The following is a 26,140-nucleotide window of genomic DNA, read 5'->3' on the forward strand; positions in this document are numbered from 1 at the left end:
ATGGAGATGTTGTCTGGAGCCGAGATGGTCGTCCGATCGCTCATCGACCAGGGTGTGAAGCAGGTATTCGGTTATCCCGGGGGGGCAGTCCTCGATATCTATGATGCACTACATACGGTCGGTGGAATTGATCATGTGCTGGTCCGCCATGAACAAGCTGCAGTACATATGGCCGATGGCCTGGCGCGAGCCACGGGAGAAGTGGGCGTCGTACTGGTCACTTCGGGACCAGGAGCTACCAATGCGATTACCGGAATTGCAACGGCTTATATGGACTCCATACCACTCGTGATCCTCTCCGGGCAGGTTGCAACCTCTCTGATTGGCTATGATGCCTTTCAGGAGTGCGATATGGTCGGCATATCCCGCCCGGTGGTGAAGCACAGCTTCCTCGTCAAGCAAACAGAGGACATCCCGCAGGTATTGAAAAAAGCTTTCTGGCTGGCGGCAAGCGGCCGTCCAGGTCCAGTGGTGGTGGATTTACCGAAGGATATTCTGAACCCTGGGAAGAAACTACCTTATAGCTGGCCGGAATCGGTAAGTATGCGTTCGTATAATCCTACAACCACTGGGCATAAAGGGCAGATAAAACGCGCACTGCAAACGCTGATAGCAGCCAAAAAACCGGTGGTGTATGTTGGTGGCGGTGCAGTGAATGCGGCCTGTCATGAGCAACTGGGGCAGATTGCAGAAGCACTTAACCTGCCCGTTGTGTCTTCGTTGATGGGGTTAGGCGTGTTTCCGGCAACGCATCGTCAGGCGTTGGGCATGTTGGGAATGCACGGCACTTATGAAGCAAATATGACCATGCATCATTCTGATGTCATTTTTGCCATCGGTGTTCGTTTTGACGATCGCACGACCAATAACCTGGCAAAATATTGCCCGCATGCGACCGTGTTGCATATCGACATCGACCCTACTTCAATTTCGAAAACAGTGACGGCGGATATTCCTATTGTTGGTGATGCCCGGTTGGTGCTCGATCAGATGCTGGAGCTGCTGGCGCAGGAGAAGTCGCAGCAACCACTGGATGATAACCGTGACTGGTGGCAACAGATTGAGCAATGGCGCGCCCGTCAGTGCCTGAAATATGACACCCAAAGTGAAAGTATTAAGCCGCAGGCTGTGATTGAAACTATCTGGCAGTTAACGAAAGGGGATGCGTATGTGACCTCGGACGTTGGGCAGCATCAGATGTTTGCCGCACTTTACTACCCGTTTGATAAACCACGCCGTTGGATTAACTCCGGTGGTCTTGGCACGATGGGATTTGGTTTACCCGCAGCGTTAGGTGTCAAGATGGCGCTACCTGATGAAACGGTAGTGTGTGTGACCGGCGATGGCAGCATTCAGATGAATATCCAGGAGTTGTCGACAGCGCTGCAGTATGAACTGCCAGTGTTGGTACTCAATCTTAACAACCGCTACCTCGGTATGGTCAAACAGTGGCAGGACATGATCTACTCCGGAAGGCACTCGCAGTCTTATATGCAGTCGCTGCCTGATTTCGTCCGCCTTGCTGAAGCCTATGGGCATATTGGTATCCAGATAAACCATCCAAACGAACTGGAGAGCAAACTGGTTGAAGCGTTGGAGCATGTGCGCAACCATCGTTTGGTGTTTGTCGATGTTACCGTTGATGGCAGTGAGCATGTTTATCCAATGCAGATTCGTGGGGGCGGTATGGATGAAATGTGGTTAAGCAAAACGGAGAGGACCTGATTATGCGCCGGATATTATCGGTATTGCTGGAAAACGAGTCGGGTGCATTGTCGCGTGTGATAGGTCTCTTCGCCCAGCGCGGTTACAACATCGAAAGCCTGACAGTCGCGCCAACGGACGATCCGACCTTATCGCGGATGACGATCCAGACTGTAGGGGATGAAAAAGTCCTCGAGCAAATTGAAAAGCAACTGCACAAACTGGTGGATGTCCTGCGTGTGAGTGAACTGGGACAGGGCGCCCATGTTGAACGAGAAATCATGTTGGTGAAAATTCAGGCCAGCGGATACGGCAGGGAAGAGGTGAAGCGCAACACGGAAATTTTCCGTGGGCAAATCATTGACGTCACGCCGTCTATTTACACCGTACAACTGGCTGGCACCAGCGATAAACTGGATGCGTTCCTGGCGACATTACGTGAAGTCGCAAAGATCGTCGAGGTTGCTCGCTCAGGTGTTGTGGGTCTCTCTCGCGGCGATAAAATTATGCGCTAATCATGACCATGTTCTTAATTCGCAAGCCTGACAGTAGCGGTTGGGCTTTTTTTTGCGAAATCAGCAGTAACCAGAGACAAAAGCGGTTGCCGCAGTCATTATTCTGCGCTTAGATGTTAATAAATTTAACCCATGCCATCTCAAAGGTTATGGTTTGTACATTTTACGCAAGGGGCAATTGTGAAACTGGATGAAATCGCTCGGCTGGCCGGCGTTTCGCGAACGACTGCAAGCTACGTTATTAACGGCAAAGCAAAGCAATATCGCGTAAGCGACAAGACGGTTGAAAAAGTCATGGCAGTGGTGCGCGAGCATAATTACCACCCAAATGCTGTGGCAGCCGGGCTGCGTGCTGGACGCACACGTTCTATCGGGTTGGTGATCCCTGACCTGGAGAACACAAGTTATACCCGGATTGCAAACTACCTGGAGCGCCAGGCACGACAGCGTGGGTATCAACTGCTGATAGCCTGCTCTGAAGATCAGCCGGATAACGAAATGCGCTGTATTGAGCATCTTTTACAACGCCAGGTTGATGCCATCATTGTGTCAACGTCTTTGCCTCCTGAGCACCCGTTCTACCAGCGCTGGGCAAATAGCTCATTCCCTATCGTGGCGTTAGACCGTGCACTGGATCGTGAGCATTTCACCAGTGTTGTGGGGGCTGATCAGGATGATGCAGAAATGCTGGCTGAGGAATTACGTAAATTTCCGGCTGAAAACGTGCTCTATCTGGGGGCTCTCCCTGAATTATCCGTGAGTTTCCTGCGTGAGCAGGGTTTTCGTACCGCCTGGAAGGATGACCCGCGAGAAGTGAATTTCCTGTACGCTAACAGCTATGAGCGGGAGGCCGCCGCACAGTTGTTCGATAAATGGCTGGAAACGCACCCTATGCCTCAGGCGCTGTTTACCACTTCGTTTGCCCTGTTGCAGGGGGTGATGGACGTGACACTACGCCGCGATGGGCAATTACCGTCAGATTTAGCCATTGCTACCTTTGGCGATCATGAACTACTCGATTTCCTGCAATGTCCGGTGTTGGCAGTCGCGCAACGCCATCGTGATGTTGCCGAACGCGTACTGGAAATCGTGCTAGCCAGCCTGGATGAGCCGCGTAAGCCAAAACCAGGACTCACACGCATTAAACGTAATCTGTATCGTCGCGGTATTCTCAGCCGCAGCTAAGTCTCCTCTGCTGTATGCGCCGGGAGGATACCCTTCTGGCGCTATCAAATATCAATTATCAGAAATAACCTCATTATAATTAAGAATATTCTTTAGAATTATCTGAAATTCATTTCTTAATTACCTCGATTTAAAATACTGCCGTCTGTTTTTGGGTTATTGATACGTAACGACGCGTTACTGTTGTATTATTTTGTTACATGCTTGTGTGGAATTGCCGAATTAACAAACACTTTGCTTCTTTATTGCAGATAATTCTCGTATATCTCTGTCGTACGGGGCGTACAGACCGATTAACTGGCACTGTTATCTCGCTGCATATTGTCCTAAAATGCCGCTCGCGTCGCAAACTGACACTTTATATTTTCTTTAGATGATATTGAGTTGTTTTAAACAGTGATGAGTTGTTGGATCTTTTTCTTACAAATATTCATGACGTTAATTTGCTTCGTTTGCTGTACGAAATCTGTTCAACGCTGATATTAGCCGTAAACATTGGGTTTTTTGCTCCGCTAAGCGCCGTGACTTGCTTGACAAGGTTTTCCTCCGCTCCGTAAACTCCTTTAAGTGGGAATTTGTGGGATAAAGTGGTAATCGGGGGTGAGGCTGGCATGTTCCGGGGAGCAACGTTAGTTAATCTCGACAGTAAAGGGCGCTTATCTGTGCCTACCCGTTATCGGGATCAACTGCTCGAGAGTGCTGCCGGTCAAATGGTTTGTACCATTGACATCCATCACCCGTGCCTGCTGCTGTACCCCCTGCCTGAATGGGAAATTATCGAGCAGAAGTTATCGCGCCTGTCGAGCATGAATCCGGTTGAGCGCCGCGTACAGCGCTTACTGTTAGGGCATGCCAGCGAATGTCAGATGGACAGCGCTGGTCGATTACTGATTGCCCCCATTCTGCGACAACATGCAGGGTTGACGAAAGAAGTGATGCTGGTTGGGCAGTTCAATAAGTTTGAGCTGTGGGATGAAACGACCTGGTATCAACAGGTCAGGGAAGATATCGACGCTGAGCAGTCTGTTACTGGCGCGCTGTCGGAACGATTGCAGGATTTGTCTCTATAAGATGATGGAAAATTATAAACATACAACGGTGTTGCTGGATGAAGCCGTAAACGGCCTGAATATTCGTCCAGACGGCATCTACATTGACGGGACATTTGGTCGCGGTGGTCACTCACGTTTAATTCTCTCGCAGCTCGGCGAAGAGGGACGTTTGCTGGCAATCGATCGCGATCCGCAGGCTATTGCCGTTGCCCAGACCATTAACGATCCCCGTTTCTCCATCATTCATGGACCTTTCTCTGCGCTGGCTGAATATGTAGCCGAGCGCGGACTTACCGGCAAGATCGATGGAATCCTCCTTGATCTTGGCGTGTCTTCACCGCAGCTTGACGATGCTGAACGCGGCTTTTCATTTATGCGTGACGGTCCATTAGATATGCGTATGGACCCAACACGTGGTCAGTCTGCCGCCGAGTGGCTGCAAACCGCCGATGAAGCTGATATTGCCTGGGTGATTAAAACCTTTGGTGAGGAGCGCTTTGGCAAGCGCATTGCCCGCGCCATTGTGGAGCGTAACCGCATTGAACCGATGACTCGTACTAAAGAGCTGGCGGAAGTGATTGCGGCGGCAATGCCGGTAAAAGACAAATTTAAACATCCCGCGACCCGTACCTTCCAGGCGGTGCGCATATGGGTGAACAGTGAACTGGAGGAGATAGAGCAGGCGCTAAAAAGCTCGCTCAGCGTGCTGGCACCAGGCGGTCGGCTTTCAATCATCAGTTTCCACTCGCTCGAAGACCGTATTGTGAAGCGCTTTATGCGTGAACAAAGTCGCGGTCCGCAGGTTCCGGCTGGAATACCGATGACGGAAGCGCAGATCAAAAAGTTGGGCGGCCGTGAGTTGAGAGCACTAGGCAAGTTGATGCCGGGTGAAGAAGAGGTAGCTGAAAATCCTCGTGCCCGTAGTTCAGTTCTGCGTATTGCAGAGAGGACGAACGCATGATCAGCAGAGTGACAGAAGCCCTCAGCAAAGTTAAAGGATCGATAGGAAGCAACGAGCGCCATGCCTTGCCTGGCGTGATCGGTGACGATCTTTTGCGGTTTGGGAAGCTGCCACTCTGCTTGTTCATTTGCATTATTTTGACGGCGGTCACCGTCGTAACAACAGCGCACCATACGCGCTTACTGACCGCGCAACGCGAACAACTGGTTCTGGAACGAGATGCGCTGGATATCGAATGGCGCAACCTGATCCTTGAGGAGAACGCGCTCGGCGACCATAGCCGTGTTGAACGGATCGCAACGGAAAAACTGCAAATGCAGCATGTTGATCCCTCACAAGAAAATATCGTAGTACAAAAATAAGGATAAACGCGACGCATGAAAGCAGCGGCAAAGACGCACAAACCAAAACGCCAGGAAGAACAAGCCAACTTTATCAGTTGGCGTTTTGCGTTACTGTGCGGTTGTATTTTGCTGGCGCTGGGGTTCCTGCTGGGGCGCGTTGCCTGGCTGCAAATCATCGCGCCTGACATGCTGGTGCGCCAGGGCGACATGCGCTCTCTGCGCGTCCAGGAAGTTTCCACATCGCGCGGTATGATTACCGACCGTTCAGGACGTCCGTTGGCGGTGAGTGTGCCGGTTAAGGCTATCTGGGCTGATCCAAAAGAAGTGCATGATGCGGGCGGTGTTAGCGTTGGTGAGCGCTGGAGAGCGCTTTCGACTGCGTTGAACATTCCGCTTGATCAACTGGCCTCCAGAATTAACGCTAACCCGAAAGGGCGTTTTATCTACCTCGCACGTCAGGTCAACCCTGACATGGCTGACTACATCAAGAAACTGAAGCTACCGGGGATCCATCTGCGTGAAGAATCCCGTCGTTACTACCCTTCCGGGGAAGTGACCGCTCACCTCATTGGTTTCACCAACGTCGACAGCCAGGGGATTGAAGGCGTTGAGAAGAGTTTTGATAAATGGCTCACCGGTCAACCTGGCGAGCGTGTGGTGCGTAAAGATCGCTATGGCCGTGTTATTGAAGACATCTCGTCGACCGATAGCCAGGCGGCGCATAATCTTGCATTAAGTATTGATGAGCGCTTGCAGGCGCTGGTCTACCGCGAACTGAACAACGCTGTTGCCTTTAACAAAGCAGAATCGGGCAGCGCCGTGTTAGTCGATGTTAACACGGGTGAAGTGCTGGCGATGGCGAATAGCCCTTCCTATAACCCAAACAACCTCACCGGTACGCCGAAGGATGCAATGCGTAACCGTACCATCACTGACGTGTTCGAGCCGGGTTCTACCGTCAAACCGATGGTGGTGATGACGGCACTGCAGCGCGGTGTGGTTCGCGAAAATACCGTACTGAACACTATTCCCTACCGAATTAATGGTCACGAAATTAAAGACGTGGCGCGTTATAGCGAATTGACCCTCACCGGGGTCTTGCAGAAGTCGAGTAACGTCGGTGTTTCCAAGCTGGCGTTAGCGATGCCGTCCTCAGCGTTAGTAGATACTTACTCACGTTTTGGGCTGGGAAAAGCGACCAATTTGGGGTTGGTCGGAGAACGCAGTGGCTTATATCCTCAAAAACAACGGTGGTCTGACATAGAGAGGGCCACCTTCTCTTTCGGCTATGGGCTAATGGTAACCCCGTTACAGTTAGCGCGAGTCTACGCAACCATCGGCAGCTATGGCGTTTATCGCCCGCTGTCGATTACCAAAGTTGATCCTCCTGTTCCGGGCGAGCGTATCTTCCCGGAGTCGACCGTACGCACCGTGGTGCACATGATGGAAAGCGTCGCGCTGCCTGGCGGCGGCGGCGTGAAGGCGGCGATTAAAGGCTATCGCATCGCTATTAAAACCGGTACGGCGAAAAAAGTAGGGCCGGATGGCCGCTACATCAATAAATACATTGCTTATACCGCAGGTGTTGCGCCTGCGAGTCAGCCGCGCTTCGCGCTGGTTGTTGTTATCAACGATCCGCAGGCGGGTAAATACTACGGTGGCGCCGTTTCCGCGCCGGTCTTTGGTGCCATCATGGGGGGCGTACTGCGTACCATGAACATCGAACCGGATGCGCTGGCAACGAGCGATAAAAATGAATTTGTGAATAATCAAGGCGAGGCAACAGGTGGCAGATCGTAATTTGCGCGACCTTCTTGCTCCATGGGTGCCGGGTGCACCGGAGCGAGCACTGCGGGAGATGACACTCGACAGCCGTGTGGCTGCATCGGGGGATCTCTTTGTGGCAGTGGTAGGTCATCAGGCGGACGGGCGTCGATATATCCCGCAGGCGATAGCGCAAGGTGTAGCTGCCATAATTGCAGAGGCAAAAGACGAGGCAACCGACGGTGAAATCCGTGAAATGCACGGTGTGCCAGTAATCTATCTTAGCCAGCTTAATGAACGTTTATCTGCACTGGCGGGCCGCTTTTACCACGAGCCATCTGAGAATATGCGCCTGGTCGGTGTGACCGGGACCAACGGTAAAACCACCACCACCCAACTGCTGGCGCAATGGAGTCAGCTGCTTGGTGAGACCAGTGCAGTGATGGGCACGGTAGGCAATGGTCTGCTGGGCAAAGTGATCCCGACCGAGAATACCACCGGTTCAGCTGTTGACGTTCAGCACGTGCTGGCGGGACTGGTTGAGCAGGGTGCAACGTTTGGAGCAATGGAAGTCTCGTCCCACGGTCTGGTTCAGCATCGCGTGGCGGCTTTGAAATTTGCCGCATCGGTATTTACCAATTTAAGTCGTGATCACCTCGACTATCACGGCGATATGGAGCATTACGAAGCGGCTAAATGGCTGCTGTACTCCACTCATCATTGCGGTCAGGCCATCGTCAATGCCGATGATGAAGTTGGTCGTCGCTGGCTGGCAAAACTGCCGGATGCGGTTGCCGTTTCGATGGAAGACCATATCAACCCTAACTGTCACGGACGTTGGTTGAAAGCAGTAGACGTGAATTACCACGACAGCGGCGCGACAATTCGTTTCACTTCTTCGTGGGGCGACGGTGAAATTGAAAGCCGCCTGATGGGGGCATTCAACGTCAGCAACCTGCTGCTGGCGCTGGCAACGCTGCTGGCGCTCGGGTATCCGTTAGCAGAATTACTGAAAACGGCTGCGCGCCTGCAACCGGTTTGTGGACGTATGGAAGTGTTCAGCGCGCCGGGCAAAACCACGGTGGTGGTTGATTATGCCCACACGCCGGATGCGCTGGAAAAAGCGTTGCAGGCAGCACGTCTACACTGTGCCGGTAAACTGTGGTGCGTCTTTGGCTGTGGCGGCGATCGTGACAAAGGTAAACGCCCGCTGATGGGGGCTATTGCAGAGCAGTTTGCTGATGTAGTCGTGGTGACGGACGACAACCCGCGCACCGAAGAACCACGCGCCATCATTAACGACATTCTGGCGGGGATGCTGGATGCCGGGCATGCGAAGGTGATGGAAGGGCGCGCTGAAGCGGTGACAAACGCCATCATGCAGGCGAAAGAAAACGACGTGGTGCTGGTGGCAGGGAAAGGTCACGAGGATTACCAGATCGTCGGGTCTCATCGCCTTGACTACTCTGACCGTGTTACGGCAGCCCGCTTGCTGGGGGTGATCGCATGATTAGCGTAACCCTCAGCCAACTGACGGAGATCCTCCGCGGCGAACTGAAAGGGGCCGATCTGACCCTGGATGCAGTTACAACCGATACGCGTAAAGTCACGCCGGGCTGTTTGTTTGTGGCGCTGAAAGGCGAACGCTTTGATGCTCACGATTTTGCTGAACAAGCAAAAGCGAGCGGGGCTGGCGCACTGCTGGTTAGCCGTCCGCTGGAAATCGATTTGCCGCAATTGATTGTGAAGGATACGCGACTGGCGTTCGGTGAGCTGGCAGCGTGGGTTCGCGCGCAAGTTCCGGCTCGCGTGGTAGCGCTGACCGGTTCATCCGGTAAAACGTCTGTCAAAGAGATGACCGCTTCTATTCTGAGCCAGTGCGGAAATACCCTGTACACGGCTGGCAACCTGAATAATGACATTGGCGTACCAATGACGCTGCTGCGGTTAAACAACGATTATGACTATGCCGTGATTGAACTTGGCGCCAATCATCAGGGTGAGATCGCGTGGACTGTCGGTCTGACGCGTCCAGAAGCTGCGCTGGTTAACAATCTTGCTGCGGCTCACCTGGAAGGGTTTGGTTCGCTTGCGGGTGTGGCCAAAGCCAAAGGCGAAATCTTTACCGGTCTGTCGGCGAACGGCATTGCCATTATGAATGCTGATAACAACGACTGGCTGAACTGGCAGAACGTTATTGGCGATCGCAAAGTCTGGCGCTTTTCCCCGAATGCGGCCAACAGCGATTTTTCTGCAACCAACATTCATATCACCTCGCACGGTACTGAGTTTTCTCTGCAAACGCCTGTGGGCAGCATTGATGTCCTGCTGCCATTACCGGGCCGCCACAACATTGCCAACGCATTGGCTGCGGCCGCGCTCTCAATGGCAGTTGGCGCTACGCATGAGGCAATTAAAACCGGTCTGAAGGATCTGAAAGCAGTGCCGGGGCGTCTGTTCCCGATTCAACTTGCTGAAAATCAGCTGCTGCTGGACGACTCCTATAACGCGAACGTTGGTTCGATGACCGCGGCGGTACAGGTTCTGTCCGAAATGCCGGGCTACCGTGTGCTGGTGGTGGGGGATATGGCAGAGCTTGGTGCGGAAAGTGAAGCATGCCACGTACAGGTAGGTGAAGCAGCGAAAGCGGCAGGCATTGACCGTGTACTGAGTACAGGGAAACTGAGCAAGGCAATTAGCGATGCCAGCGGGGTTGGCGAGCATTTTGCGGATAAAACCGTGCTGACCGCGCATCTTAAGACGCTGATTGCAGAGCATCAGGTAATGACGATTTTAGTGAAGGGTTCACGTAGTGCCGCTATGGAAGAGGTAGTACGCGCATTACAGGAGAATGGAACATGTTAGTTTGGCTGGCCGAACATTTGGTCAAATATTATTCCGGCTTTAACGTCTTTTCCTATCTGACGTTTCGCGCCATCGTCAGCCTGCTGACCGCGCTGTTCATCTCTTTGTGGATGGGCCCGCGCATGATTGCCCGTCTGCAAAAAATGTCTTTTGGTCAGGTCGTTCGTAACGACGGCCCGGAATCACACTTCAGTAAACGCGGTACGCCGACTATGGGCGGCATTATGATCCTCACCGCGATTGTCATCTCCGTTCTGCTGTGGGCCTATCCATCGAATCCTTACGTCTGGTGCGTGTTAGTGGTTCTGATTGGCTACGGCATTATCGGTTTCGTAGATGATTACCGCAAAGTCGTGCGTAAAGACACCAAGGGTCTGATAGCCCGCTGGAAGTACTTTTGGATGTCGGTGATTGCGTTAGGTGTTGCGTTCGCGCTGTATCTGGCGGGGAAAGATACTCCGGCAACTGAGCTGGTGGTGCCGTTCTTTAAAGATGTGATGCCGCAGTTGGGTCTGTTCTATGTCCTGCTGGCGTATTTCGTCATTGTTGGTACCGGTAATGCGGTTAATCTGACCGATGGTCTGGATGGTCTGGCGATTATGCCTACCGTGTTCGTCGCGGCCGGATTTGCGCTGGTGGCGTGGGCGACCGGTAACATGAACTTTGCCAGCTATCTGCATATTCCCTATTTGCGCCATGCCGGTGAACTGGTGATCGTCTGTACGGCGATTGTTGGCGCGGGCCTGGGCTTCCTGTGGTTTAACACCTATCCGGCTCAGGTCTTTATGGGCGATGTCGGTTCGCTGGCGCTGGGTGGCGCGCTGGGCATTATTGCTGTGCTGCTGCGTCAGGAATTCCTGTTGGTGATCATGGGTGGCGTATTTGTGGTAGAAACCCTGTCGGTTATTTTGCAGGTTGGTTCCTTCAAGCTGCGTGGACAGCGCATCTTCCGAATGGCGCCGATTCATCATCACTATGAATTGAAAGGCTGGCCGGAGCCGCGCGTGATTGTGCGCTTCTGGATTATTTCGCTGATGCTGGTGCTGATTGGCCTGGCAACGCTGAAGGTACGTTAATCATGGTTGATTACCAGGGTAAAAAAGTCGTCATTATCGGTCTGGGTTTGACCGGGTTGTCCTGCGTAGATTTCTTCCTCGCGCGTGGTGTAACGCCGCGCGTAATGGATACCCGTGCGACACCGCCGGGCCTGGATAAATTACCTGAAGCGGTTGAGCGTCATGTCGGCAGTCTGAATGATGACTGGCTGCTGGCTGCGGATTTAATCGTCGCCAGCCCTGGTATTGCACTGGCGCATCCTTCGTTAAGCGCTGCCGCGGATGCGGGTATTGAAATTGTCGGCGATATAGAACTGTTCTGCCGTGAAGCGCAGGCACCGATCGTCGCGATTACTGGCTCCAATGGTAAAAGTACGGTTACCACGTTAGTTGGCGAGATGGCGAAAGCGGCCGGTGTAAACGTGGGGGTGGGTGGCAACATTGGTTTACCCGCACTCATGCTACTGGACGCTGAACGTGAACTGTATGTTCTGGAGCTCTCCAGCTTCCAACTGGAGACAACCTCCAGCCTGCAGGCCGTGGCAGCAACCATTTTGAACGTTACTGAAGATCATATGGACCGCTATCCGTTTGGGTTGCAGCAGTATCGTGCCGCCAAACTGCGCGTCTATGAGAACGCGAAAGTCTGCGTCGTAAACGCAGATGATGCGTTAACCATGCCGGTTCGTGGCGCCGATGAGCGTTGTGTGAGCTTTGGCGTCAATATGGGCGATTATCACCTTAACCGTCAGCAAGGGGAGACCTGGCTGCGGGTGAAGGGTGAAAAAATATTGAACGTGAAAGAGATGACTCTTTCCGGTCAGCATAACTATACCAACGCACTTGCGGCGTTGGCGCTGGCTGATGCAGCGGGTCTGCCTCGCGCCTCTAGTCTGAAAGCGCTGACGACATTCACCGGTCTGGCGCACCGCTTCCAACTGGTACTGGATCATAACGGCGTGCGGTGGATAAACGACTCGAAAGCCACCAATGTTGGCAGTACTGAAGCCGCGTTGAATGGACTACATGTTGATGGCACTTTGCATCTGCTCCTCGGTGGCGATGGAAAATCAGCAGATTTCTCTTCACTGGAGCGTTATTTGCACGGTGATCGTGTGCGTCTGTACTGCTTTGGGCGAGATGGTGGACAGCTGGCGGCACTGCGTCCGGACATCGCCGAACAAACTGAAACGATGGAAGAGGCGATGCGTTTGCTCGCTCCCCGCGTGAAGCCGGGTGATATGGTGCTGTTGTCGCCAGCTTGTGCCAGCCTTGATCAGTTCAAGAATTTTGAACAACGAGGCGATGTCTTTACCCGCCTGGCGAAGGAGTTGGGTTGATGCGATTATCTCTCCCTCGTCTGAGAATGCCGCGCTTACCAGGATTTGGTGTCCTGGCGTGGATCTTCGCGGCACTTAAAGGCTGGGTGATGGCTTCGCGTGACAAAGACGCGGATAGCCTGATCATGTACGACCGTATGCTGTTGTGGTTGACGTTCGGTCTGGCAGCGATCGGTTTTATCATGGTCACATCTGCGTCAATGCCTGTGGGGCAACGTCTGGCGGGCGATCCCTTCCTGTTCGCCAAGCGTGATGCACTGTACATTTTTCTGGCGTTCTGTCTGGCCATGGTTACGCTGCGTCTGCCTATGGAATTCTGGCAAAAGTACAGCACCACAATGCTGATCGCGTCGATCATCATGTTGCTGATCGTGCTGGTGGTTGGTAGCTCCGTTAACGGGGCATCACGCTGGATCGCACTGGGACCGCTGCGTATTCAGCCTGCGGAATTTACTAAGCTGTCTCTGTTTTGTTATCTCGCCAACTATCTGGTGCGTAAAGTTGATGAGGTACGTAACAACCTTCGCGGCTTCTTAAAACCGATGGGCGTGATTCTGGTGCTGGCCGTGCTACTGCTGGCACAGCCTGACCTCGGAACGGTAGTGGTGCTATTTGTCACTACGCTGGCGATGTTGTTCCTTGCCGGGGCTAAGTTGTGGCAGTTCATTGCCATCATCGGTATGGGGATTTCGGCGGTGGTGCTGCTGATCCTCGCGGAGCCGTACCGTATTCGCCGTGTAACCTCTTTCTGGAACCCATGGGAAGATCCGTTTGGCAGCGGTTACCAGCTGACGCAATCTTTGATGGCTTTCGGACGTGGTGAGATTTGGGGTCAGGGGCTGGGTAATTCAGTACAAAAACTGGAGTATTTGCCGGAAGCGCACACTGACTTTATCTTCGCCATTATTGGGGAAGAACTGGGTTATATCGGTGTGGTACTGGCACTTTTAATGGTATTCTTCGTCGCTTTTCGCGCGATGTCGATTGGTCGTAAGGCGCTGGAAATTGACCACCGTTTTTCAGGTTTCTTAGCCTGCTCCATCGGGATCTGGTTCAGTTTTCAGGCGCTGGTCAACGTCGGCGCGGCAGCAGGTATGCTGCCAACGAAAGGTCTGACGCTGCCGCTGATCAGTTATGGTGGTTCCAGTTTGTTGATCATGTCGACAGCCATCATGTTTTTGTTACGCATTGATTATGAAACGCGTCTGGAAAAAGCCCAGGCGTTTACACGAGGTGCACGATGAGTGGTCAACCGAAGCGGTTAATGGTGATGGCGGGCGGTACCGGCGGGCATGTGTTCCCGGGGCTGGCTGTCGCCCACCATTTAATGGCCCAGGGCTGGCAGGTTCGTTGGCTCGGCACCGCCGATCGTATGGAAGCGGACTTAGTGCCGAAGCATGGCATTGAAATTGACTTTATTCGCATCTCCGGTTTGCGTGGAAAGGGCATTAAAGCATTGCTGGCTGCGCCATTACGTATTTTTAATGCCTGGCGTCAGGCTCGCGCCATCATGAAGCAGTTTAAACCTGACGTAGTGCTCGGTATGGGCGGTTATGTGTCAGGTCCCGGTGGGCTGGCAGCCTGGTCGTTAGGTATTCCGGTGGTGCTGCACGAACAGAACGGCATCGCGGGATTGACCAATAAATGGCTGGCGAAGATTGCAACGACGGTCATGCAGGCATTTCCTGGCGCCTTCCCTAAAGCGGAAGTGGTGGGTAACCCGGTGCGGACCGATGTGCTGGCGTTACCGTTACCCCAGGTTCGTCTGGCCGGACGTGAAGGCCCGGTTCGCGTGCTGGTTGTTGGTGGATCTCAGGGCGCGCGAGTGCTGAATCAGACGCTGCCGCAGGTTGCCGCAAAACTTGGTGACGCGGTGACTATCTGGCATCAGAGCGGCAAAGGCGCACAGCAAACCGTTGAACAGGCTTACGCCGAAGCGGGGCAGCCGCAGCATAAGGTCACCGAGTTTATTGATGATATGGCCGCAGCCTATGCGTGGGCGGATGTCGTCGTGTGTCGTTCTGGTGCACTGACGGTGAGTGAGATTGCTGCTGCAGGTTTACCAGCGCTGTTTGTGCCGTTTCAACACAAAGACAGGCAACAGTACTGGAATGCGCTTCCACTGGAAAAAGCGGGCGCAGCAAAAATTTTAGAGCAGCCGCAGTTTACTGTGGATGCCGTCGTAAGCACCCTTTCCGGGTGGTCGCGAGAAACTTTATTAACCATGGCAGAACGTGCACGCGCTGCATCCATACCGGATGCCACTGAGCGTGTGGCAAATGAAGTCAGTCGGGCTGCCCGGGTGTAATTGTGGTGATGCCTTTTGCATCACAGGATATTTCGAAGTTAATGGCGTAAAGAATGAATACACAACAATTGGCAAAACTGCGTTCCATCGTGCCCGAAATGCGTCGCGTTCGGCACATTCACTTTGTCGGCATCGGTGGTGCTGGTATGGGCGGTATTGCCGAAGTTTTGGCCAATGAAGGTTATCAGATTAGCGGTTCTGACTTAGCGCCGAATCCGGTTACTCAACAGCTGACGAACCTGGGGGCCACCATTTTCTTCAACCATCGTCCGGAAAACGTGCGTGATGCGAGCGTGGTAGTAGTTTCCAGCGCAATTTCTGCAGATAACCCGGAAATCGTTGCGGCACACGAGGCACGTATCCCGGTGATCCGCCGTGCAGAGATGCTTGCAGAGTTAATGCGTTTTCGTCACGGCATCGCCATTGCCGGGACGCATGGTAAAACCACGACGACCGCGATGGTTTCCAGTATCTATGCGGAAGCGGGGCTGGATCCAACCTTCGTAAACGGTGGTCTGGTGAAAGCGGCGGGCGTGCATGCGCGTCTGGGGCATAGCCGTTATTTGATTGCGGAAGCGGATGAGAGCGATGCGTCATTCCTGCATTTGCAGCCGATGGTGGCGATTGTCACCAATATCGAAGCTGACCATATGGATACTTACCATGGTGATTTCGAAAATTTAAAGCAGACCTTTATTAATTTCCTGCATAACTTGCCGTTTTATGGTCGTGCGGTGATGTGCGTTGACGATCCGGTGATCCGCGAATTGTTACCACGCGTAGGTCGCCAGACAACGACCTATGGTTTTAGCGATGACGCAGACGTACGCGTTGAAGATTATCAGCAGATTGGCCCACAGGGGCACTTCACGCTGATGCGTCAGGGGATGGCCGATCTGCGCGTGACGTTGAATGCGCCAGGGCGTCACAATGCGCTGAACGCGGCGGCAGCTGTTGCCGTGGCAACGGAAGAGGGCATTGAAGACGAGGCGATCCTACGCGCGCTGGAAAGTTTCCAGGGAACCGGACGTCGTTTTGACTTCCTTGGTGAATTCCCACTTGAACCGGTAAACGGTAAAACAGGGACCGCGATGCTAGTGGATGACTACGGGCATCATCCAACGGAAGTGGATGCAACGATTAAAGCTGCACGTGCAGGCTGGCCGGATAAAAATCTGGTGATGTTGTTTCAGCCGCACCGCTTCACGCGTACCCGCGATCTGTACGATGACTTTGCCAACGTACTGACTCAAGTAGACACGCTGCTGATGCTGGATGTTTATGCTGCAGGTGAAGCGCCGATTCCTGGTGCTGACAGTCGTTCACTGTGCCGTACTATCCGTGGTCGCGGTAAGATCGACCCTATTTTAGTGTCCGATCCGGCTCAGGTGGCGGAAATGTTGGCACCGGTATTAACCGGAAACGATCTGATTTTGGTGCAAGGCGCTGGAAATATCGGCAAAATCGCGCGTTCCTTAGCTGAAATCAAACTGAAGCCGCAAAACCCGGAGGAAGAACAACATGGCTGATAAAATTGCGGTCCTGTTGGGAGGAACCTCCGCAGAGCGAGAAGTATCGCTGAATTCTGGTGCAGCTGTACTGGCCGGATTACGTGAAGGTGGTGTGGATGCACACCCGATTGACCCAAAAGAGATTGATGTCACTCTTCTGAAATCTATGGGCTTTCAGAAGGTGTTTATTGCGTTACATGGCCGTGGCGGTGAAGATGGCACCTTGCAGGGCATGCTGGATCTGATTGGCCTGCCGTACACCGGCAGTGGGGTCATGGCTTCTGCTATCTCGATGGACAAACTGCGCAGTAAGTTGCTGTGGAAGGGCGCAGGCTTACCCGTTGCGCCGTGGGTCGCATTGACCCGCGCTGAGTTCGAAAAAGGGCTTGGTGATGAAGTGGTTACGAAAATCTCTGCGCTAGGTTTACCGCTTATTGTTAAGCCAAGCCGCGAAGGCTCCAGCGTGGGGATGTCAAAAGTTGAAGAAGAAAATGCTTTGCAGAGTGCATTAGCATTGGCTTTTCAGCATGATGAAGAAGTACTGATCGAAAAATGGCTAAGTGGCCCGGAATTCACAGTTGCGATACTTGGCGAAGAAATTTTACCGTCAATACGTATCCAACCGGCGGGAACCTTCTATGATTATGAGGCGAAGTATCTGTCTGATGAGACACAATATTTCTGTCCCGCTGGTCTGGAAGACGAACAAGAAGCGGCTTTACAGGCATTAGTCCTGAAAGCATGGACTGCGTTGGGCTGTAAAGGTTGGGGACGCATCGACGTCATGCTGGACAGCGATGGTCAGTTTTATCTGCTGGAAGCGAATACCTCTCCGGGTATGACCAGCCATAGTCTGGTGCCCATGGCGGCGCGTCAGGCGGGCTTAAGCTTCTCGCAGTTGGTAGTACGAATTCTGGAGTTGGCGGACTGATATGTCGCAGGCTGCGCTGAACACGCGAAACGGTGATGAAGAAGAGGTTCTCTCCTCACGCCGCAATAATGGAACGCGTCTTGCAGGAATACTGTTTCTGCTGACAGTGCTGTGCACCGTGTTTGTGAGCGGCTGGGTGGTGTTGGGATGGATGGAAGATGCGCAGCGTTTGCCTTTGTCGAAGCTGGTATTGACCGGTGAACGGCATTACACGCGCAATGACGATATTCGTCAGTCCATTCTGGCGCTAGGCGCACCTGGAACCTTTATGACTCAGGATGTGAACATCATCCAGAGTCAAATTGAACGCCTCCCCTGGATTAAACAGGCGAGTGTCAGAAAGCAGTGGCCCGATGAATTGAAGATTCATCTGGTTGAATATGTGCCGATAGCGCGTTGGAATGACCAGCATATGGTGGATGCTGAAGGAAATACGTTCAGTATACCGGCTGGTCGAGCTAACAAGCAGGTATTACCTATGTTGTATGGCCCGGAAGGCAGCGCAAATGAAGTGTTGCAAGGGTTCCGCGATATGGGGCAGGTGCTGGCTAAGGATAGATTCACCCTGAAGGAAGCGGCGATGACCGCTCGTCGTTCCTGGCAGTTGACGCTGAATAACGATATTAAGCTCAATCTGGGCAGGGGCGATACGATAAAACGTTTGGCTCGCTTTGTGGAACTTTACCCGGTTTTACAGCAGCAGGCGCAAACCGATGGCAAACGGATTAGCTACGTTGATTTGCGTTATGACTCAGGAGCGGCAGTAGGCTGGGTTCCCTTGCCTCCTGAGGAATCTAATCAGCAACAGAATCAGGCACAGGCAGAACAACAATGATCAAGGCGACGGACAGAAAACTGGTAGTTGGACTGGAGATTGGCACCGCGAAGGTAGCCGCTTTAGTAGGGGAAGTTCTGCCCGACGGTATGGTCAATATCATTGGCGTGGGCAGTTGCCCGTCGCGAGGTATGGATAAAGGTGGGGTGAACGACCTTGAGTCAGTGGTGAAGTGCGTACAGCGCGCCATTGACCAGGCTGAACTGATGGCGGATTGCCAGATTTCTTCGGTGTATCTGGCGCTTTCAGGTAAACATATTAGCTGTCAGAATGAAATTGGTATGGTGCCGATTTCCGAAGAGGAAGTGACCCAGGAAGATGTGGAAAACGTTGTGCATACGGCAAAATCCGTACGCGTACGCGATGAGCATCGTGTTTTGCACGTTATTCCACAGGAATACGCCATTGATTACCAGGAAGGTATTAAAAATCCGGTGGGTCTTTCCGGCGTGCGTATGCAGGCAAAAGTTCATCTGATTACCTGCCACAACGATATGGCGAAGAACATTGTTAAAGCCGTTGAACGTTGTGGTCTGAAAGTTGACCAACTTATATTTGCCGGGTTGGCAGCCAGTTATTCTGTTTTGACGGAAGACGAACGTGAACTGGGTGTCTGCGTGGTGGATATCGGTGGTGGTACAATGGATATCGCCGTTTATACTGGCGGGGCATTGCGTCATACCAAAGTAATTCCTTACGCAGGGAATGTGGTAACCAGCGATATCGCGTACGCCTTTGGTACGCCGCCAAGTGATGCTGAAGCCATCAAAGTTCGTCATGGCTGCGCACTGGGTTCTATCGTTGGTAAAGATGAAAGCGTTGAAGTGCCAAGCGTGGGCGGTCGTCCGCCGCGCAGTCTGCAGCGTCAGACCCTGGCAGAAGTGATTGAGCCGCGTTATACCGAGCTGCTTAACCTGGTCAACGAAGAGATATTGCAATTACAGGAACAACTTCGCCAGCAGGGTGTGAAACATCACCTGGCGGCGGGGATTGTGTTAACCGGCGGTGCTGCGCAAATTGAAGGCCTTGCAGCCTGCGCTCAGCGCGTGTTCCATACGCAGGTGCGTATTGGCGCACCGCTGAATATCACCGGTCTGACAGATTATGCCCAGGAGCCGTATTATTCAACGGCTGTGGGGCTGCTTCACTACGGGAAAGAATCCCATTTGAGTGGTGAGGCTGAAGTTGAAAAACGCGTTACGGCATCGGTTGGCTCGTGGATCAAACGACTCAATAGCTGGCTGAGAAAAGAGTTCTAATTTTTATGAGGCTGGCAAATATTACGGCCTCAGGCGACAGGCACAACGGAGAGAGAAACTATGTTTGAACCTATGGAACTAACCAATGACGCGGTGATTAAAGTCATCGGCGTCGGCGGCGGCGGCGGTAATGCCGTTGAACACATGGTGCGCGAGCGCATCGAAGGTGTTGAATTCTTCGCGGTGAATACCGACGCTCAGGCGTTGCGTAAGACGGCGGTTGGACAGACCATTCAGATTGGTAGCGGCATCACCAAGGGTCTGGGCGCGGGTGCAAACCCGGAAGTCGGTCGCAATGCGGCAGATGAAGATCGTGAAGCTCTGCGTGCAGCGCTTGACGGCGCAGACATGGTGTTTATCGCAGCAGGCATGGGTGGCGGTACCGGAACCGGTGCAGCGCCAGTGGTAGCTGAAGTAGCAAAAGATTTAGGTATTCTGACCGTTGCTGTCGTCACCAAGCCTTTTAACTTCGAAGGCAAGAAGCGTATGGCATTCGCGGAGCAGGGGATCACTGAGTTGTCCAAACATGTGGACTCTCTGATCACTATCCCGAACGATAAACTGCTGAAAGTGCTGGGACGCGGTATTTCTCTGCTGGACGCGTTTGGTGCAGCGAACGATGTGCTGAAAGGCGCAGTTCAGGGTATCGCCGAACTGATCACCCGTCCGGGGCTGATGAACGTTGACTTTGCAGACGTGCGCACAGTGATGTCCGAAATGGGCTACGCGATGATGGGTTCCGGTGTGGCGAGCGGTGAAGACCGTGCAGAAGAAGCGGCTGAAATGGCTATCTCTTCTCCACTGCTGGAAGACATCGATCTGTCGGGTGCGCGTGGCGTGCTGGTCAACATTACTGCGGGCTTCGACCTGCGTCTGGATGAGTTCGAAACTGTAGGTAACACCATCCGTGCATTTGCATCGGATAACGCGACCGTGGTTATCGGTACCTCTCTGGACCCGGATATGAACGACGAACTGCGCGTCACCGTTGTTGCCACTGGAATTGGTATGGACAAGCGTCCTGAAATCACTCTGGTGACCAACAAGCAGGTACAGCAACCAGTAATGGATCGTTACCAGCAGCACGGTATGGCACCGTTGACGCAAGAACAGAAACCGGTAGCAAAAGTGGTAAACGACAATACGCCGCAGACCACCAAAGAGCCGGATTATCTGGATATCCCCGCATTCCTGCGTAAGCAAGCTGATTAAGAATTAGCTGGAATTTGGGAATTGTGCCTCTTTGTGCTAAACTGGCCCACCGAATGTATAGTACACTTCGGTTGGATAGGTAATTTGGCGAGATTATACGATGATCAAACAAAGGACTCTTAAACGTATCGTTCAGGCGACTGGCGTCGGTTTGCATACCGGCAAAAAAGTCACCCTGACATTACGCCCTGCGCCGGCCAACACCGGGGTCATCTATCGTCGCACCGACTTGAATCCTCCGGTAGATTTCCCGGCCGATGCCAAATCTGTGCGTGATACCATGCTCTGTACGTGTCTGGTCAATGAGCATGATGTACGGATTTCAACCGTTGAGCACCTGAATGCTGCTCTGGCGGGCTTAGGTATCGATAACATTGTTATTGAGGTTAATGCCCCGGAAATCCCGATCATGGATGGCAGTGCTGCTCCGTTCGTTTACCTGCTGCTTGATGCAGGTATTGAAGAACTGAACTGCGCCAAAAAATTTGTACGCATCAAAGAGACTGTTCGTGTCGAAGATGGCGACAAGTGGGCTGAATTCAAACCGTACAATGGTTTCTCGTTGGACTTTACCATCGACTTTAACCATCCGGCGATTGACTCCAGTACACAGCGCTATGCGATGAACTTCTCTGCGGATGCGTTCATGCGCCAGATTAGCCGCGCGCGTACTTTCGGTTTCATGCGTGATATCGAATATCTGCAGTCCCGTGGCCTGTGCCTGGGCGGCAGCTTCGATTGTGCCATCGTTGTTGACGATTATCGCGTATTGAACGAAGACGGTCTGCGTTTTGAAGATGAATTCGTTCGTCACAAAATGCTCGACGCGATTGGTGATTTGTTCATGTGTGGTCACAATATTATTGGTGCATTTACCGCGTATAAATCCGGTCATGCATTGAATAACAAATTGTTGCAGGCCGTCCTGGCAAAACAGGAAGCCTGGGAATTTGTGACCTTCCAGGACGATGCAGAACTGCCGTTGGCGTTCAAAGCACCTTCGACCGTACTGGCGTAACGACACAAGCTGTCGCATAAATTCGACTGGTAAATCTGGCACTCTCTCCGGCCAGATGAGCCAGTCGTTTTTTTATTGTATTGATTGACCAGTACCTTTCCCGATGCAATTTTTTCTCTGTCACGACATTAAAATACAGTGCGTTCGCTGCTTTCTTAAGCATATTTAGCTGTGACTAATCGTCATTACTGCTGTGGAGCGTACACTTTAATGATAAGATTTGTGCGCAAAAAAAGTTTTGAATTCATAACCCCAAATTCAGGGTATATCAGGTGGCAATAACGTGAGTGGAATACTGACGCGATGGCGACAGTTAGGCAGACGGTACTTCTGGCCGCATCTCCTGTTGGGGATGGTCGCGGCGAGTTTTGGCCTGCCTGCGCTCGGTAATACTGCTGAACCTAATACTCCCGCAAAAGCGACAGCCAGTAATCACGATCAATCAGCTAAGGTTAACTTTAGCCAGCTCGCATTGCTGGAAGCGACTAATCGTCGTCCGAATTTTACCGTCGATTATTGGCATCAGCATGCTATTCGTACGGTCATTCGCCACCTTTCTTTTGCCATGGCCCCTCAGGCGCTTCCCGTTGCCGAAGAGCCCTTGCCAATTCAGGCGCATCATCTTGCTTTGCTGAATACGCTCAGCGCGATGCTGACGCAAGAAGGCCGACCGCCAGCGACCGTAAGTCGCGTGACGTATGCACATTTTACTTCTCAAGCCGCGTTTAGCATCCCTGTCTGGATAAGCCAGCGACAGGGGATCCGCGCTGGCCCCCAACGCCTCAGCTAAAAAAGAACCTTCCAACTTATAATTTTTGACTCCGCACCGCGGGGCGTTTGAGATTTTATTATGCTAATCAAATTATTAACGAAAGTATTCGGTAGCCGTAACGAACGTACGCTGCGTCGTATGCGTAAAGTGGTTAACGTCATTAATGCGATGGAACCGGAGATGGAAAAACTCTCCGATGACGAACTGAAAGCAAAGACCGCCGAATTCCGTGCGCGTCTGGAAAAGGGCGCAAGTGTTGAAAGCCTGATCCCTGAAGCGTTTGCTGTTGTCCGTGAGGCGAGTAAGCGCGTGTTTGGCATGCGCCACTTCGACGTCCAGTTGCTGGGCGGTATGGTCCTCAACGATCGCTGCATCGCCGAAATGCGTACCGGTGAAGGTAAAACTTTGACCGCAACGCTGCCCGCTTACCTGAATGCGTTAAGTGGTAAGGGCGTACACGTTGTCACCGTCAACGACTATCTGGCGCAGCGTGACGCCGAAAATAACCGCCCGCTGTTTGAATTCCTCGGCATGACCGTGGGTATCAACATGTCAGGATTACCTGCACCTGCTAAGCGTGAAGCTTATGCGGCAGATATCACCTACGGTACCAACAACGAATACGGCTTTGACTACCTGCGCGACAACATGGCATTTAGCCCGGAAGAGCGTGTTCAACGTAAACTGCACTATGCGCTGGTGGATGAGGTCGACTCCATCCTGATCGATGAAGCGCGTACTCCGCTGATCATTTCCGGCCCGGCAGAAGACAGCTCGGAAATGTACAAAAAAGTGAACAAAATCATCCCGCATCTGATCCGTCAGGAGAAGGAAGATTCTGATACTTTCCAGGGCGAAGGCCACTTCTCTGTCGATGAGAAAGCACGTCAGGTGAACCTGACGGAACGTGGTCTGGTACTGATTGAAGAACTGCTGGTGAACGAAGGCATTATGGATGAAGGTGAGTCACTGTACTCTCCGGGCAACATTATGCTGATGCATCACGTGACTGCTGCTCTGCGTGCGCACGTCCTGTTCACTCGCGATGTGGACTACATTGTGAAAGACGGTGAAGTTATCATCGTCGATGAGCACACCGGTCGTACTATGCAGGGGCGTCGCTGGTCCGATGGCCTGCATCAGGCTGTCGAAGCGAAAGAAGGGGTGGATATCCAGAACGAAAACCAGACTCTGGCTTCCATCACATTCCAGAACTACTTCCGCTTGTACGAAAAACTGGCCGGTATGACTGGTACAGCAGATACCGAAGCGTTTGAATTCAGCTCTATCTACAAACTTGATACTGTTGTCGTGCCGACGAACCGTCCGATGATCCGTAAGGATTTACCGGATCTGGTGTACATGACTGAAGCTGAAAAAATTCAGGCAATCATTGAAGATATTAAAGAGCGTACCGCTAATGGCCAGCCGGTGCTGGTGGGTACTATCTCCATTGAAAAATCTGAAGTGGTCTCTAATGAGTTGACCAAAGCGGGTATCAAGCACAACGTTCTTAACGCCAAGTTCCACGCTAACGAAGCGGCGATTGTCGCGCAGGCGGGCTATCCGTCAGCCGTGACGATCGCAACTAACATGGCGGGGCGTGGTACGGATATCGTGTTGGGTGGTAGCTGGCAAGCCGAAGTCGCTGAGCTGGAAAACCCAACTGAAGAGCAGATCGCGAAGATTAAAGCTGACTGGCAGGTTCGTCATGACGCAGTACTAGCATCTGGCGGGTTGCACATTATTGGTACTGAACGTCACGAGTCACGTCGTATCGATAACCAGCTGCGCGGTCGTTCTGGTCGCCAGGGGGATGCGGGTTCCTCTCGTTTCTACCTGTCGATGGAAGATGCGCTGATGCGTATTTTTGCCTCTGACCGTGTGTCTGGCATGATGCGTAAACTGGGTATGAAGCCGGGTGAAGCGATTGAACACCCGTGGGTAACTAAAGCGATTGCTAACGCCCAACGCAAGGTTGAAAGCCGTAACTTCGATATTCGTAAGCAACTGCTGGAATACGATGACGTCGCCAACGATCAGCGTCGCGCAATTTACAGCCAACGTAACGAGCTGCTGGACGTATCCGACGTAAGCGAAACCATCAACAGTATCCGTGAAGATGTCTTCAAAGCGACAATTGATGCGTACATTCCGCCTCAGTCACTGGAAGAGATGTGGGATATTCCGGGCCTGCAGGAACGTTTGAAAAACGACTTCGATCTCGAAATGCCGATCTCAGAGTGGCTGGATAAAGAGCCTGAGCTGCATGAAGAAACGCTGCGCGAACGTATTCTGGCGAATGCCATTGAAGTTTATCAGCGTAAAGAAGAAGTTGTGGGCGCTGAAATGATGCGTCATTTCGAAAAAGGAGTGATGCTGCAAACCCTCGATTCCCTGTGGAAAGAGCACCTTGCCGCGATGGACTACCTGCGCCAGGGTATTCACCTGCGTGGTTACGCACAGAAAGATCCGAAGCAGGAATACAAACGCGAATCTTTCTCCATGTTTGCTTCAATGCTGGAATCACTTAAATATGAAGTGATCAGCACCCTGAGTAAAGTTCAGGTGCGTATGCCTGAAGAGGTGGAAGCGATGGAGCAGCAGCGTCGCGAAGACGCTGAGCGTTTAGCGCAGATGCAGCAGTTGAGCCATAAAGATGACGAGTCTGCTGTTGCAGAAGAGCTGGCAGCGCAAACCGGCGATCGTAAAGTCGGTCGTAACGATCCTTGCCCTTGCGGTTCTGGTAAAAAATACAAACAGTGCCATGGTCGTCTGAGCTAAAAAAATAACTTACTAAAAAGGCGCAGAATTCTGCGCCTTTTTTATGGACGTACAATATGAAAACACTGCAAATCGCTGTTGGAATTATTCGTAATCAGCAGAATGAGATTTTTATTACTCAGCGCGCCGCTGATGCTCATATGGCTAACAAGCTGGAATTTCCCGGTGGGAAAATTGAATCAGGTGAAACACCTGAACAAGCTCTGATTCGTGAGCTACAGGAAGAGGTTGGGATTACGCCAATTCAGAGCCGGTTGTTCGAAAAACTGGAATATCAGTTTCCGGATCGGCATATCACATTGTGGTTTTGGCTGGTAGACAGTTGGGAAGGCACGCCGTGGGGAAAAGAGGGACAACCGTCTCAGTGGATTGCGCAAAACGCGCTGAATGCGGAAGATTTTCCGCCGGCAAATGAACCCGTTATTACGAAGTTAAAGCAAAATATGTAGTTCTTATGCCGGATGAGGCGACGCTGCCATCCGGCATAAAGCATGTATACCTGATGGCGCGCGGGTTTAAGTCTTACTATTCTTTTTCTTCGCTCCAGTCATCGCTTTCTGACAGATCGCCGGAACTGGGGATACGTTTCTCTTCTGCTGCCCACTCACCTAAATCAATTAGCTGGCAGCGTTTGCTGCAGAATGGGCGAAACGGACTGGTTTCAGCCCACACGACAGGCTTTCCACAGGTTGGACAGTTGACGATAGTTTGTTCAGACATATTCA

At 52.4% G+C, this 26,140-nt stretch carries 23 protein-coding genes; 22 read left to right on the forward strand and 1 reads right to left on the reverse strand.

Annotated elements, in window-relative coordinates; all coding sequences use genetic code 11:
* From ilvI to mutT, 22 genes are all read left to right on the forward strand, one after another.
* Positions 1 to 1,725, forward strand: coding sequence for an acetolactate synthase 3 large subunit (ilvI, locus tag OGX98_RS23405; protein WP_286595991.1), 1,725 nt, complete (start codon positions 1 to 3; stop codon positions 1,723 to 1,725).
* Positions 1,726 to 1,727: 2 nt separating this feature from the next.
* Positions 1,728 to 2,219: an acetolactate synthase small subunit gene (ilvN, locus tag OGX98_RS23410; protein ID WP_003829566.1), complete on the forward strand. Its 492-nt coding sequence runs from the start codon at positions 1,728 to 1,730 to the stop codon at positions 2,217 to 2,219.
* A gap of 180 nt (positions 2,220 to 2,399) precedes the next feature.
* Positions 2,400 to 3,404, forward strand: a complete 1,005-nt coding sequence (cra, locus tag OGX98_RS23415; RefSeq protein ID WP_045439785.1) for a catabolite repressor/activator — start codon at positions 2,400 to 2,402, stop codon at positions 3,402 to 3,404.
* A 611-nt stretch (positions 3,405 to 4,015) separates the two neighbouring features.
* Positions 4,016 to 4,474 carry a division/cell wall cluster transcriptional repressor MraZ gene (gene mraZ, locus OGX98_RS23420; RefSeq protein WP_045439788.1) on the forward strand — a complete coding sequence of 153 codons (459 nt, stop codon included), beginning with the start codon at positions 4,016 to 4,018 and terminating at the stop codon, positions 4,472 to 4,474.
* Between the two features lies 1 nt (position 4,475).
* Complete coding sequence (gene rsmH / locus OGX98_RS23425) at positions 4,476 to 5,417, forward strand: 16S rRNA (cytosine(1402)-N(4))-methyltransferase RsmH (protein ID WP_045439790.1); 942 nt, start codon at positions 4,476 to 4,478, stop codon at positions 5,415 to 5,417.
* Entirely contained in the window at positions 5,414 to 5,779 is a 366-nt protein-coding gene (ftsL, locus tag OGX98_RS23430) for a cell division protein FtsL (protein ID WP_000625651.1), read from the forward strand. The genes rsmH and ftsL overlap by 4 nt, the downstream gene beginning before the upstream one ends.
* Positions 5,780 to 5,794: 15 nt before the next feature.
* Complete coding sequence (gene ftsI / locus OGX98_RS23435) at positions 5,795 to 7,561, forward strand: peptidoglycan glycosyltransferase FtsI (RefSeq protein ID WP_045439796.1); 1,767 nt, start codon at positions 5,795 to 5,797, stop codon at positions 7,559 to 7,561.
* Positions 7,548 to 9,035, forward strand: a complete 1,488-nt coding sequence (gene murE, locus OGX98_RS23440; RefSeq protein ID WP_048222059.1) for a UDP-N-acetylmuramoyl-L-alanyl-D-glutamate--2,6-diaminopimelate ligase — start codon at positions 7,548 to 7,550, stop codon at positions 9,033 to 9,035. Before ftsI ends, murE begins: the two co-directional genes overlap by 14 nt.
* Complete coding sequence (gene murF, locus OGX98_RS23445; RefSeq protein WP_045439800.1) at positions 9,032 to 10,390, forward strand: UDP-N-acetylmuramoyl-tripeptide--D-alanyl-D-alanine ligase; 1,359 nt, start codon at positions 9,032 to 9,034, stop codon at positions 10,388 to 10,390. Before murE ends, murF begins: the two co-directional genes overlap by 4 nt.
* Entirely contained in the window at positions 10,384 to 11,466 is a 1,083-nt protein-coding gene (mraY, locus tag OGX98_RS23450) for a phospho-N-acetylmuramoyl-pentapeptide-transferase (protein ID WP_045439803.1), read from the forward strand. Before murF ends, mraY begins: the two co-directional genes overlap by 7 nt.
* A gap of 2 nt (positions 11,467 to 11,468) precedes the next feature.
* The gene (murD, locus tag OGX98_RS23455; protein ID WP_045439806.1) at positions 11,469 to 12,785 is read left to right on the forward strand and encodes a UDP-N-acetylmuramoyl-L-alanine--D-glutamate ligase; all 1,317 of its coding nucleotides are present in this window, start codon (positions 11,469 to 11,471) and stop codon (positions 12,783 to 12,785) included.
* A complete protein-coding gene (gene ftsW, locus OGX98_RS23460; RefSeq protein WP_045439809.1) occupies positions 12,785 to 14,029 on the forward strand; it encodes a cell division protein FtsW in 1,245 nt (414 codons plus the stop codon). The genes murD and ftsW overlap by 1 nt, the downstream gene beginning before the upstream one ends.
* Positions 14,026 to 15,093 carry an undecaprenyldiphospho-muramoylpentapeptide beta-N-acetylglucosaminyltransferase gene (murG, locus tag OGX98_RS23465; protein WP_286595992.1) on the forward strand — a complete coding sequence of 356 codons (1,068 nt, stop codon included), beginning with the start codon at positions 14,026 to 14,028 and terminating at the stop codon, positions 15,091 to 15,093. The genes ftsW and murG overlap by 4 nt, the downstream gene beginning before the upstream one ends.
* A gap of 53 nt (positions 15,094 to 15,146) precedes the next feature.
* Positions 15,147 to 16,622 carry a UDP-N-acetylmuramate--L-alanine ligase gene (gene murC / locus OGX98_RS23470; RefSeq protein ID WP_045439815.1) on the forward strand — a complete coding sequence of 492 codons (1,476 nt, stop codon included), beginning with the start codon at positions 15,147 to 15,149 and terminating at the stop codon, positions 16,620 to 16,622.
* Positions 16,615 to 17,535 carry a D-alanine--D-alanine ligase gene (locus OGX98_RS23475; protein WP_225760467.1) on the forward strand — a complete coding sequence of 307 codons (921 nt, stop codon included), beginning with the start codon at positions 16,615 to 16,617 and terminating at the stop codon, positions 17,533 to 17,535. The genes murC and OGX98_RS23475 overlap by 8 nt, the downstream gene beginning before the upstream one ends.
* A 1-nt stretch (position 17,536) precedes the next feature.
* Entirely contained in the window at positions 17,537 to 18,370 is an 834-nt protein-coding gene (gene ftsQ / locus OGX98_RS23480) for a cell division protein FtsQ (protein WP_045439820.1), read from the forward strand.
* Positions 18,367 to 19,629, forward strand: a complete 1,263-nt coding sequence (ftsA, locus tag OGX98_RS23485) for a cell division protein FtsA (RefSeq protein WP_003018755.1) — start codon at positions 18,367 to 18,369, stop codon at positions 19,627 to 19,629. The genes ftsQ and ftsA overlap by 4 nt, the downstream gene beginning before the upstream one ends.
* Positions 19,630 to 19,689: 60 nt before the next feature.
* On the forward strand, positions 19,690 to 20,841 hold the full coding sequence (gene ftsZ, locus OGX98_RS23490; protein WP_003018753.1) for a cell division protein FtsZ: 1,152 nt from the start codon (positions 19,690 to 19,692) through the stop codon (positions 20,839 to 20,841).
* A 100-nt stretch (positions 20,842 to 20,941) separates the two neighbouring features.
* The gene (gene lpxC, locus OGX98_RS23495; protein ID WP_045439825.1) at positions 20,942 to 21,859 is read left to right on the forward strand and encodes a UDP-3-O-acyl-N-acetylglucosamine deacetylase; all 918 of its coding nucleotides are present in this window, start codon (positions 20,942 to 20,944) and stop codon (positions 21,857 to 21,859) included.
* Positions 21,860 to 22,142: 283 nt separating this feature from the next.
* Entirely contained in the window at positions 22,143 to 22,649 is a 507-nt protein-coding gene (gene secM / locus OGX98_RS23500) for a secA translation cis-regulator SecM (RefSeq protein ID WP_048222056.1), read from the forward strand.
* Positions 22,650 to 22,709: 60 nt separating this feature from the next.
* On the forward strand, positions 22,710 to 25,415 hold the full coding sequence (secA, locus tag OGX98_RS23505; RefSeq protein ID WP_045439831.1) for a preprotein translocase subunit SecA: 2,706 nt from the start codon (positions 22,710 to 22,712) through the stop codon (positions 25,413 to 25,415).
* A gap of 56 nt (positions 25,416 to 25,471) precedes the next feature.
* A complete protein-coding gene (mutT, locus tag OGX98_RS23510; RefSeq protein ID WP_045439833.1) occupies positions 25,472 to 25,864 on the forward strand; it encodes an 8-oxo-dGTP diphosphatase MutT in 393 nt (130 codons plus the stop codon).
* A 76-nt stretch (positions 25,865 to 25,940) separates the two neighbouring features.
* On the opposite strand, the gene yacG is transcribed toward mutT, so the two are convergent.
* Positions 25,941 to 26,135: a DNA gyrase inhibitor YacG gene (yacG, locus tag OGX98_RS23515; protein WP_045439835.1), complete on the reverse strand. Its 195-nt coding sequence runs from the start codon at positions 26,133 to 26,135 to the stop codon at positions 25,941 to 25,943.
* Positions 26,136 to 26,140 lie beyond the last annotated feature (5 nt).

The organism is Citrobacter sp. Cm046, assembly GCF_030333065.1.
In the GTDB taxonomy this organism is placed as follows: Bacteria; Pseudomonadota; Gammaproteobacteria; order Enterobacterales; family Enterobacteriaceae; genus Citrobacter; species Citrobacter murliniae.